This is a genomic window from Mucilaginibacter sp. P19, from assembly GCF_050632265.1.
Classification (GTDB): Bacteria; Bacteroidota; Bacteroidia; order Sphingobacteriales; family Sphingobacteriaceae; genus Mucilaginibacter; species Mucilaginibacter gossypii.
Window position 1 is genome coordinate 4,837,008 of the sequence record NZ_CP192586.1, and the last position, 17,722, is coordinate 4,854,729.

General features: G+C 41.6%; 14 protein-coding genes and 1 tRNA gene. 3 read left to right on the forward strand and 12 right to left on the reverse strand.

All coding sequences use genetic code 11. The features are described from left to right. Window positions 1-12 precede the first annotated feature (12 nt). The 7 genes from ACQ86K_RS23435 to ACQ86K_RS23465 all read right to left on the reverse strand — a co-directional run bounded on the left by ACQ86K_RS23435 (window position 13) and on the right by ACQ86K_RS23465 (window position 10,481). Window positions 13-1,494 (reverse strand): FG-GAP repeat domain-containing protein, encoded by a 1,482-nt coding sequence (locus ACQ86K_RS23435; RefSeq protein ID WP_431198906.1) that lies wholly within the window; start codon window positions 1,492-1,494, stop codon window positions 13-15. Continuing rightward, the gene (locus ACQ86K_RS23440; RefSeq protein ID WP_431198907.1) at window positions 1,461-3,401 is read right to left on the reverse strand and encodes a CRTAC1 family protein; all 1,941 of its coding nucleotides are present in this window, start codon (window positions 3,399-3,401) and stop codon (window positions 1,461-1,463) included. The genes ACQ86K_RS23435 and ACQ86K_RS23440 overlap by 34 nt, the downstream gene beginning before the upstream one ends. A 355-nt stretch (window positions 3,402-3,756) precedes the next feature. After that, complete coding sequence (locus tag ACQ86K_RS23445; protein WP_091175172.1) at window positions 3,757-5,358, reverse strand: RagB/SusD family nutrient uptake outer membrane protein; 1,602 nt, start codon at window positions 5,356-5,358, stop codon at window positions 3,757-3,759. A gap of 33 nt (window positions 5,359-5,391) precedes the next feature. Continuing rightward, on the reverse strand, window positions 5,392-7,149 hold the full coding sequence (locus ACQ86K_RS23450) for a TonB-dependent receptor domain-containing protein (protein WP_431198908.1): 1,758 nt from the start codon (window positions 7,147-7,149) through the stop codon (window positions 5,392-5,394). Continuing rightward, window positions 7,077-8,666, reverse strand: coding sequence for a carboxypeptidase-like regulatory domain-containing protein (locus ACQ86K_RS23455; RefSeq protein WP_431198909.1), 1,590 nt, complete (start codon window positions 8,664-8,666; stop codon window positions 7,077-7,079). The genes ACQ86K_RS23450 and ACQ86K_RS23455 overlap by 73 nt, the downstream gene beginning before the upstream one ends. A 314-nt stretch (window positions 8,667-8,980) precedes the next feature. Further along, window positions 8,981-9,994: a FecR family protein gene (locus tag ACQ86K_RS23460; RefSeq protein ID WP_091175168.1), complete on the reverse strand. Its 1,014-nt coding sequence runs from the start codon at window positions 9,992-9,994 to the stop codon at window positions 8,981-8,983. Between the two features lie 91 nt (window positions 9,995-10,085). Further along, entirely contained in the window at window positions 10,086-10,481 is a 396-nt protein-coding gene (locus ACQ86K_RS23465; protein ID WP_431198910.1) for an RNA polymerase sigma factor, read from the reverse strand. 666 nt (window positions 10,482-11,147) lie between these two features. Between ACQ86K_RS23465 and ACQ86K_RS23470 the strand changes: the two genes are divergently transcribed. Both ACQ86K_RS23470 and ACQ86K_RS23475 read left to right on the forward strand, forming a co-directional pair. Then, window positions 11,148-12,116: an SDR family oxidoreductase gene (locus ACQ86K_RS23470; RefSeq protein ID WP_431198911.1), complete on the forward strand. Its 969-nt coding sequence runs from the start codon at window positions 11,148-11,150 to the stop codon at window positions 12,114-12,116. 111 nt (window positions 12,117-12,227) lie between these two features. After that, window positions 12,228-12,914, forward strand: coding sequence for a helix-turn-helix domain-containing protein (locus ACQ86K_RS23475; RefSeq protein WP_431198912.1), 687 nt, complete (start codon window positions 12,228-12,230; stop codon window positions 12,912-12,914). Window positions 12,915-13,177: 263 nt separating this feature from the next. On the opposite strand, the gene ACQ86K_RS23480 is transcribed toward ACQ86K_RS23475, so the two are convergent. The 5 genes from ACQ86K_RS23480 to ACQ86K_RS23500 all read right to left on the reverse strand — a co-directional run bounded on the left by ACQ86K_RS23480 (window position 13,178) and on the right by ACQ86K_RS23500 (window position 16,604). Continuing rightward, window positions 13,178-13,251: transfer RNA gene (locus tag ACQ86K_RS23480), tRNA-Arg, on the reverse strand. Between the two features lie 141 nt (window positions 13,252-13,392). After that, window positions 13,393-14,082: a polysaccharide deacetylase family protein gene (locus ACQ86K_RS23485; protein ID WP_431200919.1), complete on the reverse strand. Its 690-nt coding sequence runs from the start codon at window positions 14,080-14,082 to the stop codon at window positions 13,393-13,395. Beyond that, entirely contained in the window at window positions 13,995-14,198 is a 204-nt protein-coding gene (locus tag ACQ86K_RS23490; RefSeq protein ID WP_431198913.1) for a hypothetical protein, read from the reverse strand. Before ACQ86K_RS23490 ends, ACQ86K_RS23485 begins: the two co-directional genes overlap by 88 nt. Next, window positions 14,179-15,147 (reverse strand): glycosyltransferase family 2 protein, encoded by a 969-nt coding sequence (locus tag ACQ86K_RS23495; protein WP_091175157.1) that lies wholly within the window; start codon window positions 15,145-15,147, stop codon window positions 14,179-14,181. The genes ACQ86K_RS23490 and ACQ86K_RS23495 overlap by 20 nt, the downstream gene beginning before the upstream one ends. Before the next feature lie 275 nt (window positions 15,148-15,422). Further along, complete coding sequence (locus ACQ86K_RS23500) at window positions 15,423-16,604, reverse strand: glycosyltransferase family 87 protein (RefSeq protein WP_091175154.1); 1,182 nt, start codon at window positions 16,602-16,604, stop codon at window positions 15,423-15,425. A gap of 107 nt (window positions 16,605-16,711) precedes the next feature. Between ACQ86K_RS23500 and ACQ86K_RS23505 the strand changes: the two genes are divergently transcribed. Continuing rightward, entirely contained in the window at window positions 16,712-17,641 is a 930-nt protein-coding gene (locus ACQ86K_RS23505; RefSeq protein WP_091175151.1) for a Nif3-like dinuclear metal center hexameric protein, read from the forward strand. Window positions 17,642-17,722 lie beyond the last annotated feature (81 nt).

The window sequence follows — 17,722 nt, forward strand, 5'->3', positions numbered from 1 at the left end:
TTAACCACCATCTTATTTAAAACTTAACACCTCTGTTTTATCATTATTTTTAGCTACAATCAGCAGCTTGTTGTTTCCAGCTTTAATCTCTTTCATATCTCGTACCGCCCCTTTTATTACGATGCCGCTTACCTGCGGTTTAACTGCCGTAAAGCTACCTTTCCCATCTCCTTTAAGCAGCAATCCATAGCTGGCATCGTAGATCCCTGCTTCCGGCTTTGACTGGTAAAAGTTGCCTCCCAGCACAATGTCCTTTTTTCCATCCCCGTCATAGTCTTTCACCACCAGCCCAAAAACTGTCGAAAACTGCGCCTCCACCGGCAATGGCTTCATCAGGAACTTGCCATTCCGCTTATTCAGCAGCACACTGCTCCGCATTTCGCAGGCATCCAGCTTAACCATCTTTTGTAACAGCTCCCTGCCAAATATACCTTCCATCGTTTGTTCCTTGTACTGGGCGTACCGCAGGTATTTCTTCTTCAGGTAGGGAAGTTCGCCTACCAGGTCATGCCTCAATGCCATCGGGTATTGTTTGTCGCCGTTATAGGTGCATACTATATCTTCTATGCTGCCCGTGCCGCTAAAGTCCCCTACATACATACTTACAGGCTTCGCTCGGGTTGCCTTAAACCTGGAGTTTAGCCCATGATTGCCGGCTACTATATCCGGGTAACCATCGCCGTCTATGTCCGCAATCTCCAGGCGGTTCCACCACCCATTACTCCACTCCAGGCCCGCTTCGCGCGTTACTTCCTTTAAACGCCCACCTTCATTATGGAATATCCGGATCGGCATATACTCCCCGCAGGCCACCAGGTCTGGTTTTCCGTCACGGTCATAATCAAACCATTTGGCATCGGTAACCATACCCAATTCCGTTAAGCCCGGGGCCCTCTCGTCGGTTACATCTGTAAAATAGCCTTTGCCATTGTTCTGCAGGAGATAACCCTTACACGGGTAGCCATATTCACCCGGCTTTAAACGCACTCCAACAAACAGGTCCTGGTCCCAGTCCCCGTCAACATCTGCTGCCGTTACGCAGGAGCTGCTCTCAAACTGAAATGACGGCAGCACCTGTTGCGATTTGCTGAAATTACCCTTCCCATTATTGATATATAGCCGGTCGATCAGATCCGTCGAGTTAGCCGAGAACTCGTTGCCCCCGCTACATACATACAGGTCCTGGTCCCCGTCGCCATCCGCGTCGAAAAACAAACAGTCTGTATCTTCACTGGCCTTATCCTGCTCAAACAGCTTTTCGTTGCTCCGTTTAAAACGACCCGCCCGGGTTTGGATATATAATGCGCCTGGCTGGTCTTTGGCCCCGCAGATATAGAAGTCTTCCAAACCGTCGCCGTTGACATCGCCTTTACCTATCCGCGGGCCATCGGCCGAGTGCATCTGGAAGATCAGCTTTTCCCTGTCAAAATCTATAAAGTCATTTTCCTTGTGCACAAAGTCTATCCCATGGTTATCTGTACTCTGTTCAAACACCGGCTTTGAACCGGCTGCCCCCTCACTGCTTTCCCGGGCAGTCCCGATTCAGCCTCTTTTACCGTGATTGTCTGGTTGGGTTTTACTCCTTTTAATACTTTCTGCTTACCGCAAGGCCATTTTACCACTATCGAATCGATCTCCTTTATTTTACCTAAACCGAAATTCAACCGGGTGTCTACACTCGATTCAAATCCCCGCGACGGAACCTGCTCCTGGTAGTTTAAGATATGATTATAGTATAACGTTACCTGCGCCCCTACGCCAAAGCGGTTCTTCCCCTCGCCCTGCAATACCACTTTCAAATATTTATTCGCCGGCTCCAGCTTCCTGCTGTTGTTTCGGTAGATAAAGGCCGGCATATTTACATTGTTAACCACCAGGTCAAGCGCCCCATCATTATTTAAATCACCATACGCCGAACCATTCGAAAAACCCGGATCTCCAAGTCCCCATTCGGCTGCCTTATTGGTAAATGTCAGGTCCCCATTGTTTCGGTAGGCATAGTTAGGCACAGCCTCCGAGGGCATGCTATCTATCAGCTTCTTAATTACCTCCTTCTCACTACCCATCATCTTTCTTACTTGTATCGGATTAGCCATAAATTGGATATAATCCTGATCGGTTAGGTCTTTATAAATACCGTTGCTAACGAAAATGTCTTTAAACCCATCATTATCCATATCCGAGATCAGTGCGCCCCAACTCCAGTCGGTTGCATGAACTCCCGAAAGCCGGCCTATCTCGCTGAAGTTTATCTTATTTGTGACTAAGTTTTTATTCATAACCGGCCCCTGGTTCAGCTGCAAAACATTGCGAAGGAATTGCTGATAATATCCATTTTGGAGGTCGGACTGATACTTATCCCAGTTTTCAAAAGCTGTTTTTGTTTTTAACCTTGATTCCGGTTCAGGAAGCATATCAGTCACATAAATATCAGGATAGCCGTCATTATTGATGTCGGCTATGTCAGCTCCCATTGAGTTTTGGCTTAGTTCCCTAATTGCGTCGGTAAGGCACTCTTTAAAGGTACCGTCGCGATTATTAATGTAGAGGTAATCACGTTCAAAAAAATCGTTGGAAACATAGATATCGTCCCAGCCATCCCCGTTTACATCAGAAATGGTTACACCTAATCCAAAACCAATTTTGCTGCTGTATATTCCTGCTTGTTGGGTCACGTCTGTAAAATGACTACCGTCGTTACGATACAGTTTATTCCCACCCAGGGGATCAGGAATATTGCGCTGATCTTTGATCAAATCATAGTTCCCTACCGAACGAAACGAATTATTAAGAAGGTAGCAATCCAAGTCTCCGTCGTGATCGTAATCAAAGAAAACAGCATGAGTACACAAGCCTTTATTATTTAACCCGTATTCGGCCGCTTTTTCGGTAAACGTGAGGTTACCATTATTAATGAATAACTGATTACTTCTGTTTTTTCCGGAAAAATCGCCCGACTTACATATATAAATATCCAACAGCCCATCGCCGTTAATATCCGCAAAGGTAACGCCAGTTGACCAGACACCTGCCGAAGAGAGTCCGGCCTTATCGGTTATGTCTTCAAACTGAAAGTTGCCTTTGTTTAAATAGAGTCTGTTTGATTTTTGATTTCCGCAAAGGAAAACATCCGGCAAGCCGTCATTATTAATATCTCCAATACCAACACCCCCACCGTTATAAAAATTACGGTAGGTATAAACATTCAATTGTTCGGTATATTTAACATCATTGGCAAAAGTTATTCCTGTAGATGATGAAGGAAGCAGTGAAAAAAGTTTGTTGCCTTCGTCTTTTTTAGGCTCACTGGTATTGCAGCCAATCAAAAATAAAAATGCAAAAAACAACACCTGCCGAATATAGCTGGCCCCGGTGCATGAAGCATATATCTTTGCCGCCATAACGGAACGCCAAAAGGCTGTGAAAAATAAAATGACCTTTGGGGAGCTACGTTTTATTGGAGAATAAACCAATAATACAATTAGCTCATGAATAATATTAAGTACCCGTTTAATCATTCACTTTATATAAAATAAGTTCCTTTTCACCTTGTTCAAATATTGTAGTCGTCGCAATTTCTAAACCTGATGAGCTGACAACAACTCAATCAAAACAGCAAAACACAACCAACTAATAATCAAACAATTAAACCAACATCCAGGTCAATTAGGTAAATCCGTGGTATTTAATGAGGAAAGCAAGTGATTTATTACTTGCTTTCCTTAAAAGAGCACCTTTACTAACTCAGGTATTTTATCAATACCCGGGGTTTTGTTTCAGGTTTGGATTTGCATTAATTTGAGGTTCGGGTACCGGGAAAATATTAACGTGAGCATCCGGATCGGCCGGGTGGAAACGGTACGCATCATTATAAACACCAAAACGGATCATGTCCTGCCTTCTGTAGCTTTCTGCGAACATTTCCCGGCCGCGCTCTGCTAAAAATATTAAAGGAGTTAAACTGGTAAATGGTGCAACCCCTCCATGTACTGTTCGGATTTGATTAACCAGTGCAAGCGTAACCGGATCGTTCCAATTGCCACTTTTTCTGGCTAATAATTCGGCCTTCATCAGCAAAATATCAGCGTATCTATAAATTGCCAAATCATTATCCAAACTTGTCTGCATACCTTTATAAAATTGCCATTTACCAATACGTGCACCTGCCTGTCTCCAGGCATTGGGCTGCAGTTCGTTAATGTAAGGGGTAAAGGTAATAGGCGGACCATTAGGATCCGTCACATCTGCACCGCCGTCTGTTAAGGGGGTTACCCCATCAGCCTGGTATTGAGGTCCAACAAGGAAATTATTCAGCATCCTCTTATCGAGGGTACCGGTAGTAGGTGTACCTTTGGGGTCAAGACCTACAACTGTTCCCTGCGGGCCCGGATTTTGCGCCGGGTCAATATAGGATTGGTAAAATTCCTGTACCGAAGCAAATCCATTCCATGGCTGGTTATTCATTTGATAAGTATTCTGGCTTTGCAAGTGCAAAGTCTCCATATTCATATTAAAGCCGCCCGCTTTAACCCCATCAAACGGTATCGCCCAAATAGACTCGGTTGAACTGGTATTATTCCTTGAAAAGTTATCAGCGTAATTATTCATCAGGGTATACTTCCCGGAATTAATGATTACATCACATGCAGCTAATGCTTTATCATATTGTGGGGTCCCGGTATAAGTTTGGGCATTTAAATATAACTTGGCCAAAGTTGCTTCAGCAACATAATAAGTAACACGGCCATAGTATGGGCCATCTCCTGTGCCTATTTTGGGTAGTTTTTCAATATTTGCCAGTAATTCTGATTCAATAAAAGCATAAACCTCGGCCCGACTTTTAGTTGCAGGGGGTTTGGTATCCGAAAAATCAGTAGTGATAGGCACGTTGCCAAACAAATCAAGCAGCCAGTAGTAGTAAATGGCCCTTAAACATTTTAATTCTGCTACATAAGTAGCAGCAGTTGGTGATTTACTTACAGCCAGGGCAGCTAAAATTTTGTTACAAGTAGTAACCCCGCCGAAACCAAGGCTCCAGCCATTAGCTGGTTGTGAATCGGTGCTGTTGGTTTTATGTGTTTTTAAACGTACCCAGTGCCCACCGTCACCCCAGTCCGCGCCCCGTGTTGGTACAACAACCTCGTCGGTAGTAACCTCATTTAAGTTAAAGAAAGCACCGTTATAACCATAAATAGAAGAATATGCAGCGCCCACAGCGGCCGCCAGTTGCTTATCTGTTTTATAAAAACTATCCTCAGTTACCTGATCGTAGAGCAATGCTTTTTCATCCAGCTTTGTACATGAAGCCGCAGCAAGAAACACCAGCAACGAATATCTTGTTAATGATTTATGTTTCATAATTTGTATATATTAAACTTTGAAATACCTTAATTAAAATCCCAAATTAACGCCGAGGGTAAATGACCTTGTATAAACCCATGTCTCCCTGCGGTCGATACCCGGAGCTAACACATTTCCAGAGTCAGCGTACCTAACCTCCGGGTCGACACCTGTATAACCGGTAATAGTGAAAAGGTTCTGGCCCGAAATATAGGCTCTCAAACTGCTAATCATCCCCGGTTTACTACTCTTGGCAATCTTGAAAGTATAGCCAAACGTTGCGTTATCCAATTTCAGGAAAGATGCTTTTTCAACGTCATAACTGCTGTATGCGGCACCATCGGTAACTTTGGGATTGAAATATTTGGTATTTACTATATTGTAGCTGGTTGCAACATTTGGATTTTCGTAAAACGCGCGGTAAGTATTGATTAACTGATGACCGATAGATGAGCGAAGAAAAAAGTTAAAATCGAACTGTTTGTATCTAAAGGCGTTGGTAATCCCAAATTCAAATTTAGGTAAGCCATTACCAATAACCTGGCGTGGCGCATTTGCTAATCCAACAGTGCCGCCTTTGCCGTCAGAGTACTGGTATACACCATTTGCGTCAACACCTACATATTTGGGCCCGTAAAGTATACCGATCGGCTGACCTTCTACCGCCCTCGTTAACTGCGTGGCTTCCTGGCCAGGAGTGCCAAGGTTGGTAGCCCCTACGTACGAACCTTTTAAAGCGTCAATCAGCTTTGTTAAAACTACGTGGTAACTTGAAATATTACCACCAGTCGTCCAACTGAAGTCAGGTGTTTTAATAGCTTCATAGCTTAAAGCTAATTCCACACCCGAGTTACTCAATTCACCAATATTTTCCCATGTGTTGTTGAATAACGCCGGTGGCGAAGGCACCGTAACGTCAAAAATCAAGTCGGTAGTTTTCCGGTTAAAATAGTCAAATGTGCCGGTTAACCTTCCGTTTAACAGTGAAAAGTCTAAACCGATATCTGTTTCAGCTTTTTTCTCCCATTTCAGACCGGGGTTAGGGTTCCTGGTGCCACTGTAGGTACTGAGGTATACACCATTGCCCGCATAGTAGGTACCGCCGCTATTTGATAAAGTAGACAATGAAAGATACGGAAACGGTGGTAATGCACCGGTAACACCGTAGCTGCCGCGCAATTTAAGGTTGCTTATACTTTGAATCTTTAATATTCTGCTCAAATCAAAACCTGCACTAACAGCAGGAAAAAAGCCCCATTTGTTATTTACACCAAACTCTGTTGAACCGTCTCTTCTTAAACTGGCCGAAAGGAAAGCGATATTATCATAGTTTAAGTTTACCCGCCCGAAAAACGAGATCAGCTTATTCTCATTTTTATAACTTTCAACTACACCTATACCATTTTTAAAATCAAGAGCGGCTGCAAAATTCTGACCCGAAGCATCAGTTACAAAATTACCGCCCTGGGCATCAAATCCCTGGTAGAAGAAATCCTGATACGAATATCCGGCGACAGCAGCAATCTCCAGTTTATGTATTGTTTTGTCGTAAGACAAGGTGCTTTCAAGCAGGCTATTTTCAGATTCATCATCAAATTTTGCAGAAATACCCGAACGGCCAAAACCACTGCCCAACGGAAAGCCCCTGGAAATAAAGGCTGTAGTTGGGGAGTACTCTGAATGATAGATGCTTGTTGTTTGTTTAAAATATTTAGTAGCAAACTTCAATCCTTTAGTTAGCTCATACGTCGCGGTTCCGCCAATGTTAAATTTCTTATTCCGTGCTTCGTTTGTATTTTGAACCAACATTGCCACCGGGTTTGAATAATCAACGAAGTTGGATTCAAAAAACCCCCGCCGGTTAAATCATATAAAGGATCTGTAGAATGCACCGGTGCTGTGGGGTTAAAAATGGTTGCATATTTGAAAGCATCGGGAAAACCAAATTGTGAGTTTCTGTTAGTAGTATTTATATTTAAATTGAGGACCAATTTGTTATCCAACGCCTTGTGTGTGATATTCAAACGGCCATTTAATTGCTGAAAACCAGTTCTGATTGCAACACCCTGACTATTGCGATAGTTTAAAGTTGCATCATAAACAGTACGCTCATCACCTCCCGAAATGCCTAAATTATGTACATGTGAAAAAGCCGAACGGGTTATTTCTTTATTCCAATCGGTAGAAGAGCCATAGTTTGTCCCTTTGCCAAGCGCAACAAACTCGGCGGCTGTCATATGCTTGGTAAATTTGGCAGGGGTTTCTTCAGTACCTGAAACGTTATAAGTAAGCTTTGACATCCCTCTCTTTCCTGCGATGGTTGTTATAATGATAACGCCCGCCGACCCGCGTGTACCATAAATGGCAGCGGCCGAACCATCCTTCAGTACGTCAATACTTTTTATATCATTTGGATCAACTGTATTAATATCAGCCCCCACCTGGCCATCAAGCACTATTAGCGGCTGTGTGTTAGCTCCTAAAGTAGAAAGTCCCCTTAACCTGATGGCAAAACCACCGTTAGGGTCGCCACCCGGGCGTGCGATAGAAAGACCGGCTACTTTACCTTGTAATAACTGTGCAACATCGCTGATATTACCTTTATTAAATTGTGCTGCACTTACAGAGGTAATTGCGCTGGTTACTTCCCGCTTTTTCTGTGTTCCGTAACCAGTTACAACAACTTCGTCCAGGCCATTTGTACTTTCCGTTAACACCACATTAATTACACTTTGCTGATCCTCCCCTAATGCTAATGTTTTTGTTACCGATTTAAAACCAACAAAAGTAAAAGTGAGCGTATAGTTACCTGCCGGTAAATTAGCGAAGCTATAGTTACCGTTAACGTCTGTTGCTTTATTTAATGAAATTGCGCCATCCAGTTTTACCGTAACACCCGCTAACGGACTCTCCTTTGAATCGGTCACCGTTCCTTTAATTATGCCTTTGGATGCTACTATATCAGTAGTGACATCTGCTTTTTCACCGGTTGCCGCTTTATCCTGATTTGATTTTGTAATTAATATCTGGTCATCAATCTGTCTGAATTTGAGTAAAGTGTTAGACAAAATGGCCTTCAGAACTACTGCTATCGATTTATTACTGGCAGCAATATCCAGGTTGAGAATATCCTTCACATCATCATTGCGATACATAAAATGAAAACTGCTTTGTGATTCGATTTTATGAAAAGCTTTTACAAGTGATTCATTCTTGAGTGTAAGACTCACCGCTACCTGGTCAATTGTCTGACTCTTTACAGGGGCTGCTGAAAATACAGGAATTGAAGTAGCTAATATGAACATTGAAATTATCCCGATTCTCATACACTGTTTAAAATTTAAGTCAATTAGCAGATGAAATCTGAGCGGGTATTTAACAAAATGCCGCGGTTCTGCCAGAATTATGGAAAAATTCATAATTTAGTTTGTTTTAAGTGATTAATGTCTTCGATTGAATGTTAAAATTTAAAACACCCGGCTAATACAATCGATTGCAGTCGAATAGCGTTAGCGACCCTCTGAGGTTATTTCCCCGGAAATGGTTCAGAGGGTTTTTTATGCCGGAGAACTATCCGGACTTCTTTTAAACAGGATCTGTTTGTGATTTTTGAGGTACTTTTTCTTCATATACTTTAAGTTTAATTGGTTTGAGATTTAGTTGAATTGGCTTGAGATTTAGTGGTGATGGTTATGGTAGTCTTCGCTTTATCGTACGAATAAGTGGCGTCATTGAACTCACAAATGCTCTTTAATGCCTGATCCAGGTTGGCAGATTTATTGAAAGTAGAGGTGAAGTGTTTTGAGCGAACCAACTGATCTGTAAATAATATCTTAACCTTAAACCTGTCTTCCAATACCTTGGCTGCTTCCCCAAAAGTTACATCTTCAAAATACAAATCATCCTTCGCCGTCCAGATTGTATAATTTTTTGCATTTATGTTAGTTTGCATTGAAATAGATTTTTGCCGGTCAAAGGTGATCTGCTGATTGGGAACAATAATGCCCAGGAGCTTGTTATTATTGCTGACTTTTACCTTGCCTCTGGTAACGGTGACTGTTATGGTTTTATCACCGGGCACTGCTTTTACATCAAATGCAGTACCCAACACGATTGTTTTTATTTTACCGGTGTGTACAACAAACGGTTTTAAGTTGTTGTGTTTTATATCGAAAAAGGCTTCACCCGTAAGATATACTTCGCGTTTCGTAAGGCCATCAAATGATGAAGCATAACTAAGTTTGCTACCATAGCTGAGTATTACCCTGCTTCCGTCAGGCAGTACCAGAAACAGGTTAGGTTTTGGCCGATGGGCCGAATATGACTGGGGCGGTTTAACAACCGATTTATTGTGTAAAAACAAATACCCTATGCCACAAACCCCAATGATTGCCGCTGCGGAAGCTATTTTTCTGCCCCAAGTCTTGAGGCGTATTATTTTTTTATCAACACCGGTATGTTTATCGATGTTTTCCCAAATTGAGGCATTTATTTCTTCCCTGATTTCCTTCTTCTGCTCATCACTCAATAGAGAAACAATATCTGGCTCAGCAGAAAACAACTCATAATATTTAACTAAAAATTGTTGTTCTTCATCTGTTGCTTCATTATTGAGATATTTATGCAACAGTTCAAGAAAATATTGCTTGTCCATTTAAAATAGGTTGTACTACTGATTATAGATATGACCTATAAACAAACAAAAGTCCCACTCTGCTAAAAAATTTTTTTCAGACTTAATTATTTTATTGCCCAAATAAAATGATCAATAAAGAAAGGAAGGGTAATAATGACACTTTCAATTTTTCAATAGCTTTTCCGAGCTGATTTTGAACTGTTTTTCTTGTGAGACCTAATTGTGCCGCGATTTCTTTCGTTGGTAAATCGTTCTGATAATGAAGCCGGAAAATAATTTGCCTTTTAGGAGGAAGTGTATTTAAAAGTGCCTCATAAGATATTAAAAACTCTTTCCAAAGCAAATTGTCGTCAGCTTGTTGGCAAGATGCAGGCAGGTCATCAATGACATCAAAAAATGGATGAATGATTTTCTGCTTTTCAGCCAGTTTAAACACCTTATTACGTATAGCTACTGTTAAATAAGCCGGTAGATTATGAATACGGAGACTTTCTTTTTGAGCCAAATATGGGTAAATACTTCCTGGACTATATCTTTTGCCTGATCCGAATCCTTTAAACGTTTATAGGCTTCAGAATAGGCGTTTCCCCAATGCTTTTCATACAATAAATTAAATGCATGTTGACTGCCCTGTTCTATTTGCTGTAACAATAAAACGTCGTCAGTATGATTTAACTCAATTGATTTCATTATAAATTTGATGTTTATAATAGTTACAGTCCGTCTTCATTGAAAACAACTAATTTGTTTACCAGTCAATAAAAATTCACCGTGTAGAGGGAACTATAATTAGGTTTTAATTGTATTACTAATCTAAATCAATTAAATCAATAATCAAATAAAAACTTAAATTAATTGTTAAATAAACATTCATTTTAAGTTCGATAGATATACCGAAAAAACAAATATTAATATTTACTTGCCAGCGATATGAGAATTTTTCATAAGGAATTCAGTGCAATTTTAAGTGTTACTTTAACATCAATAAAAAGACAGATTGGAATTAAAATGCTTTATCCGCTTGGTAAATAACACAGTTATGTGCTAAACCTTATAGTCAGCGGCTTAAAGCAAAATCAAATCTCCTGGACTTTTAAACAAAACAAAATTGAACTTCTAAACAAAACAGGCAAGCCGCATTAGCGCCATCTTTGTCAAAAGAAAATTCAACATGGAAAATAACATCAAACAGCCAACCGTATTAGTAACAGGCGGCACAGGCTTCATTGGCATCTATTGTATCCTTCAACTCTTACAACAAGGCTACACTGTTAAAACAACCCTTCGCTCCTTAAAAAGAAAAGACGAAGTAATTAACCTGCTCAAAGGAGCCGGAATGAAATCCATTGAAAACCTCGCCTTTGTGGAAGCAGACCTGACTAATGACCTGAACTGGAATTGGGCAGCTGATGGCTGCACCTATGTGCTGCACGTAGCTTCCCCATTTCCTGCCGAAGAACCCGAAGATGCCAACGACCTTATTATACCCGCACGGGATGGCGCATTAAGGGTATTGAAAGCCGCCCGCCATGCCGGTGTGAAACGCGTGGTATTAACCTCATCCTTTGCTACCATCGGCTACAGCAAAGATCCCAAAGGCTACACCTTTACCGAAGAAGACTGGACAGACCCCGAACTGACAGACCGCGCCTACATCAAATCTAAAACGATTGCCGAAAAAGCTGCCTGGGACTGGATTAACAGCGAGGGCGACGGCATGGAACTCACCGTAATAAACCCGGTAGGCGTATTCGGCCCTGCCCTGGGAAAAGACTTTTCCACCTCTATCGGCTTTGTGAAAGGCGTATTGGATGGCCAGATCAAAGAAACGCTGCCCTTCACTTTTGGCGTGGTGGATGTGCGTGATGTAGCCGATATTCACCTCAAAGCAATGACACATCCGGCCGCAGCGGGTGAGCGCTTCCTGGCAACAGCCACCGGGGTCATGAGCCTTTACGACGTGGCTGAGCTTATCCGGAAAGAAAGACCCGAATACGCCGGAAACATCGCCGACTTGAAACCGCTGGATGAATCCTTCTATATCGCCATTTCCAACGAAAAGTCACAGCGGGTATTGAATTGGCATCCTCGCAGTAAGGAAGAAGTGATATTGGCAAGTGTGGATAGTCTTTTGAATTAAGTATTTTTGAGCATGATCACCAGTAGTCTGCAATCCTGTCATTTAGGGCCCGGAATATCTCCCGAACAGGTAATATCCGATCATTTCTTTCTGTACCTCCTAAAAGGCTCTATGCTTGCATACAGTGGCGACAAGCATTACCACTTTCATCCCGGCGATAGCTGCATCGCCCGTAAGAACCATTTGCTACGCTACACCAAGCAGCAACAGGACGGTGACTTTAAAAAGATCGTCATCGTGCTGGATGAAGCTTTTCTAAAACGGTTTTTAGCCCGGCACAGGGTAGATACCGGCATCGCCACGTCAGACGATTCCATCCTGCCGGTCAAGGACGATCAGCTGCTTACCAGCTTCATCCATTCCCTCGAACCCTATTATAGGGGCGAGGCCGAGATCGAGGAAGCTTTTGCAGATCTCAAGCGGGAAGAACTGCTATTGATCCTGCTCAAAAGCGACCCAGGCCTTGCTGCCGCATTGTTCAACTTCGGTGCGCCGCAAAAGATAGACATCGAAGCCTTCATGACCCGGAACTTCAGGTTTAATGTCCCTTTAGAGCGCTTCGCGTTTCTGACGGGCAGAAGCTTATCCGCTTTCAAGCGTGACTTCCAGCAAATCTATAACGACACGCCCGGACGCTGGCTGACAAAAAAGCGATTGGAAGAAGCTTACTTTCTCATCCACCAGCAAAGCCAAAAGCCCAAAGACATTTATCTTGAGCTGGGCTTCGAGAATCTGTCCCATTTCTCCTTTGCCTTTAAAAAGCAATTCGGGCTTGCGCCGACTGCTGTGCTTTACTGAAAAAAGCATCAGACTTTCGTATAGTCTATAGCTCGCTTACCGGGGAAGCAGCACACATGAACTCACTTAGCAATGACTTTTACAACTGGCTATAAAGTCGATACGATACTCGTTGATAGGTGGAGATTCTGTTGAACTTGCCCACTGTGTTCCGGGACAAGCTGTTACGACGAGCGTCTATTCAAGATATGGCCGGCCCTCAAAAGTGCCCTCATGTACAAAAAAAGCCGTTTCTATGTATACGAAACGGCTTTTCTTATAAGTGATCCCATTTGGATTCGAACCAAAGACCTACAGATTAGAAATCTGTTGCTCTATCCAGCTGAGCTATAGGACCATCGCACCTAAACTACAAATATAAGCATGGTTTCGAACCCATGGTATACTGTATATTTTTTTGCGGTGCAAATATGCAAAATTATGCTGAAAATAACAATCAATTTGGTAATTGATTTGCTATAAGCTGCTTAACAGCTCGTTAATGTAATACGGCCTCTTGTTTAATTTTGTTTTTGATTATTTCACAAAATCCGTCCGTCCGTCCAAAGGTGTAACCCTTGTCCATTGCCCAATCAATAAAATCAGCTATCCTTCGTGCAAAAGCTTCGCCCGAGTTTTTGGAAACATAGCCCGGGAAACCGAACTTTTCTTTATCGTGCAGATTGGTAAATTCCCAGGGGTGAAAATAAAGGTTCAGGTAGCCATCTTTTTTTAGCGTTGCCGAGGCCATCCTTTTTAATAAAGAAAGCGGCAAATTATGAAAGCTCAGCCAGAAAAGCGGAAAACGTATTACCGGCGAAACCGAAGCCGGAATCTGCAGCACATCATGATCATAAAACCAGGTACGTGGTTTATCAAAATTATTATACCTTCCTGGCAGCCATGTCGGATTTATGGATGAGTTATACTCGTAACCCGCTTTCGCAATCTCAGCCTCATCCACCGGCATCATCCGGGCCATCCGAAAACCTGTTACTTCAGTTCCGGAAATATTCTCCAAAGCCAGCTTTGACTGCATTAAATGCTCAACCTTAAAATCGGAATGATAATACCCGTGCGAGGCTACTTCATGTCCTTCGGTCACCATCTGTTTGATGACATCCGGCCTATTGATGGCATAATTGGCAGTGCAAAAAAAGTAACCTTTATATTTTTCTGCCCCAGTAATTTGAGTATAGTATTGGTACCCCTTGTTGAAATTTCAAGCTGCTCATCAAATGGTATTGATTTGCCGTACTCAAACGGCATATCAAACTCCTCAACATCAAACCCTAATAAAATCATTATCTACAATAACAACATTTGATGACCGGATAATATAATGCGGGCGATGTTTTGACTGCATAAAAATTTTTCCCACATATACCCCTATAACACTCATCACAAGCAACTGAAGGCCGCCAAAAAAGGCTATGGTAGCAATAATTGATGCCCATCCCGAAACTGCGTAACCTAAAAAGTAGCTTACTAATACATAAGGGATATACAAAATAGCCAGTGATGAAATCAATAGCCCAATTAACGATACAATATAAAGCGGGCGCGCGCTGAAAGCTACGATACTGCCTACAGCAAGCTTAACCAGCTTTGAAAAAGAATAGCTTGCCTCGCCTGTATGTCGTTTTGATGGTACATAAGGAATGCCAACCTGTTTATATCCTGCCCATTTAATTATCCCCCTAAAAAAGATTTCGTATTCGTCAATCAGTTTAAGCTGCTTTACTACTTTTTCATCAATCAACCTAAAATCGGCAGTGCCATTTTCCATTTTGATATCCGAAAGCATGTTAAGGCCTTTGTAAAACAATTTTGAGGTAACTTTCTGATAACCTTTACCATGAGGGTTTTCGCCTTCGCGATAGGTATAAACAATATCATAGCCATTTTCCCAAAGGTTTAACATCTTCAGGATCAGTTGTGGCGGGTGCTGCAAATCAGCATCCATTGTTATCACGGCATCGCCCTGCGCCATTGCAATACCGGCCTTAAGGGCATAATCTTTACCAAAATTGCGCGAAAGCTCTACATAAAAAACATTGGGATGCAACTCGGCATTGATCTTTAATTCATTTAAGGTGTTATCACGGCTACCATCATCAACAAATATCAACTCATAGGCATATCCTGTGGGCGAAAGCGTCTCGCGGAGTTGCTCAATTAGATAACTAATATTCTTTTCCTCGTTATGGGATGGTATAACAATAGAGATCTTTTTATCAGCAAGGTATGTCATAGTTATACTATGGAAAATTTTAATTGTAACAGGCGGTATTAATAATTAAAGCTTATATTTGATTACAATCTCATGTACCCTTTTTATAAAATAACCTTACGATAAATTGTTACAAAATGTAACTGCCGTCATCAAGTTTTAATAAAAGGTGCCAAAGCTCTCAAATGTAACTTTCCAGTTACAAACATAAATAATAATTATCTATTAACCTGCAAGTTTTCGGGGCTCTACAGTAAAAAATAATCATTCAAGACTGTTTTCAAACCGGTGATCCTCTAAACTGCTGCCTGGGTCAATACACCTTCCTTTTCATTAACAAAATCCCTGGTGAGCGTTTCATAAATTATTTTAAGCCAAATTAAAAAACAGGGTATCGATTTTAGTTTATAAGGAACGATATATTGGGTGCGGATAAAAGACGGAAAAAGATCTGAAGGGGAAAGACTTGTGATCAACAATGCTAAAACCAGCAAAAAAATCTCGAAGCCGGTTACCTGGCGGTTCAGATTCATAAACCAAACGGCAACTCCTACAAAAGCAATAATATAAGTTGATGACTCGGCCGAACTGCTGAATATCACAGCGAAGATCAATACCGATGAAAGGATCAGGCGCTGGTATTCCAAAACCTTATAAGCCTTAACGCGCAGGTACGACAAGCCAAACAACACCAGTGCAGGTCCTATTACGTACATATTCTTAAGATCCTGGAAATGAAACGCTCTCCGTATAAAACCAGTAACACAAATTTCCTGCATATATGATTGCTGGTTATCCGAATTTTTAATCACCAGGTCGGTATACCAGTCGTGATAAGTTTGTATAATAAACGAGGGAGATGAAATGGCCATAGGCAAAACAAACAACACTGCCGACCAGAAAATAAAGCTTAACACAAACTTTGGTTTATTTGTGGAGAAGAAAAAGAAGGCCAACCCAACTATACCGTAAAGCTTAATAAATGCGCCGAGGGCTATCATTAATGCAGCCCAAAAATCCTGTTCACGTTTTATAAAATTAAAACCTAATATAATCAACGCTGCTATCATCGGATTACTCTGCACATTGGCTGATGCTGTCATTAGTTCGTGGGCGCACAGTAAAAGCACAATAACATACTGGTCCTTTTTCAGCGGTAAAAGCTGGATAGCTTTAAACAGGATGAATGCATTAAACAACACCCATAAAATAACGCCTATACTATCTGGCAAAATAGCAAAAGGTGCCATGATTATTGAAAATACCGGCCCGTAATGGTTCAGGTCGTAATAATGCTCCGGCTGATAAGCGTATAGGTTATGCTGATGGATAGTATTTAAAAAATTGTATTTAAATATGGTATAATTGTTAAACCCCTGATGGGTTAAAACACCTTTAATTACCAGAAACAGACTTAGGCCAAACCATAAAGAATAAACAAAAGGTTTGTTGGTGATAAGCTTAGCAAGTTTTTGCACGGATTAGGGGTCTTTAAATTTATGCGAAGATATAAATATGTCACACAATTATTACAAATCTGAAATTAACTTGCCCTGTGTTATCTTTGAACAAACCCAATCATACCATGAATTCAAACCTCTCCCCCATTAATCATAATCCCGATCGCCGTAAGTTCATTACCCAGTTAAGTGCTTTAGCAGGCACCGCTGCGTTATTATCAACTTCGTTTACTGTAGATGCCATCACCTTCACTAACCCTGATGAACACATTACGGTAGGGCAAATCATTGATCTGTTTATGAAACAGGTGCCGGGCGCACCCTTCCCTAATACGGTTGACACCCTAAAATCAGGCAACCGCGATATTGTTGTTACCGGCATAGTTACCACCATGTTTGCAACCATAGGCATTATTGAAAAGGCCATTAGCTTAGGCGCTAACTTTATTATAGCCCACGAGCCAACTTTTTATAACCATGCCGATGAAACCACCTGGCTGGCTAATGATGATGTATTTCAGTACAAAAAACAACTGCTTGATAAACATAATATAGCCGTTTGGCGCAACCACGATACCATCCACAGTCTTAAACCCGATGGTGTTGGTATTGGGCTATTGAAACAGCTCGACTGGGTAAGCTATTACAAGCCGGAAACCGGAAACCTGTTAAGCATTCCATCTACCTCGTTAAGCTCCCTTATCGAAACACTGAAAAAGAAACTTAAAATAGAAAAGGTACGCTACATAGGCAATCCATCACAAAGCTGCCAAAAGGTGCTGCTGTTACCTGGAGCGGCCGGCGGTAAAAGACAGATCACCGAAATGAGCACCAAAAAGCCCGATGTACTGATTTGCGGCGAGATTTCGGAATGGGAAACCGCCGAATATGTAAGGGATGCCCAAGCCAAAGGCGATAAACTTTCATTAATTGTATTAGGGCATATTGCCAGCGAAGAACCCGGCTCCGAATTTATGATAGGCTGGCTAAAGCAAAACGTGCCAGGTATTAAAGCCACACACATTCATCCGGGCAATTCACTTGCGTTTCTGTAACGAGTTTGTAATACAAAATACACGTTTTAGCATTAATTAAAGCCAATATTTTGCTTAATAATGTAACATTGCGTACAATTG

Coding starts and splice junctions, on each gene's coding strand:
- ACQ86K_RS23490 (WP_431198913.1), bottom strand. CDS start 14,198: ATGATTTTATTAGGGTTTGATGTTGAGGAGTTTGATATGCCGTTTGAG.
- ACQ86K_RS23455 (WP_431198909.1), bottom strand. CDS start 8,666: ATGAGAATCGGGATAATTTCAATGTTCATATTAGCTACTTCAATTCCT.
- ACQ86K_RS23495 (WP_091175157.1), bottom strand. CDS start 15,147: ATGACATACCTTGCTGATAAAAAGATCTCTATTGTTATACCATCCCAT.
- ACQ86K_RS23445 (WP_091175172.1), bottom strand. CDS start 5,358: ATGAAACATAAATCATTAACAAGATATTCGTTGCTGGTGTTTCTTGCT.
- ACQ86K_RS23440 (WP_431198907.1), bottom strand. CDS start 3,401: ATGGCGGCAAAGATATATGCTTCATGCACCGGGGCCAGCTATATTCGG.
- ACQ86K_RS23470 (WP_431198911.1), top strand. CDS start 11,148: ATGGAAAATAACATCAAACAGCCAACCGTATTAGTAACAGGCGGCACA.
- ACQ86K_RS23460 (WP_091175168.1), bottom strand. CDS start 9,994: ATGGACAAGCAATATTTTCTTGAACTGTTGCATAAATATCTCAATAAT.
- ACQ86K_RS23505 (WP_091175151.1), top strand. CDS start 16,712: ATGAATTCAAACCTCTCCCCCATTAATCATAATCCCGATCGCCGTAAG.
- ACQ86K_RS23475 (WP_431198912.1), top strand. CDS start 12,228: ATGCTTGCATACAGTGGCGACAAGCATTACCACTTTCATCCCGGCGAT.
- ACQ86K_RS23450 (WP_431198908.1), bottom strand. CDS start 7,149: ATGTTGGTTCAAAATACAAACGAAGCACGGAATAAGAAATTTAACATT.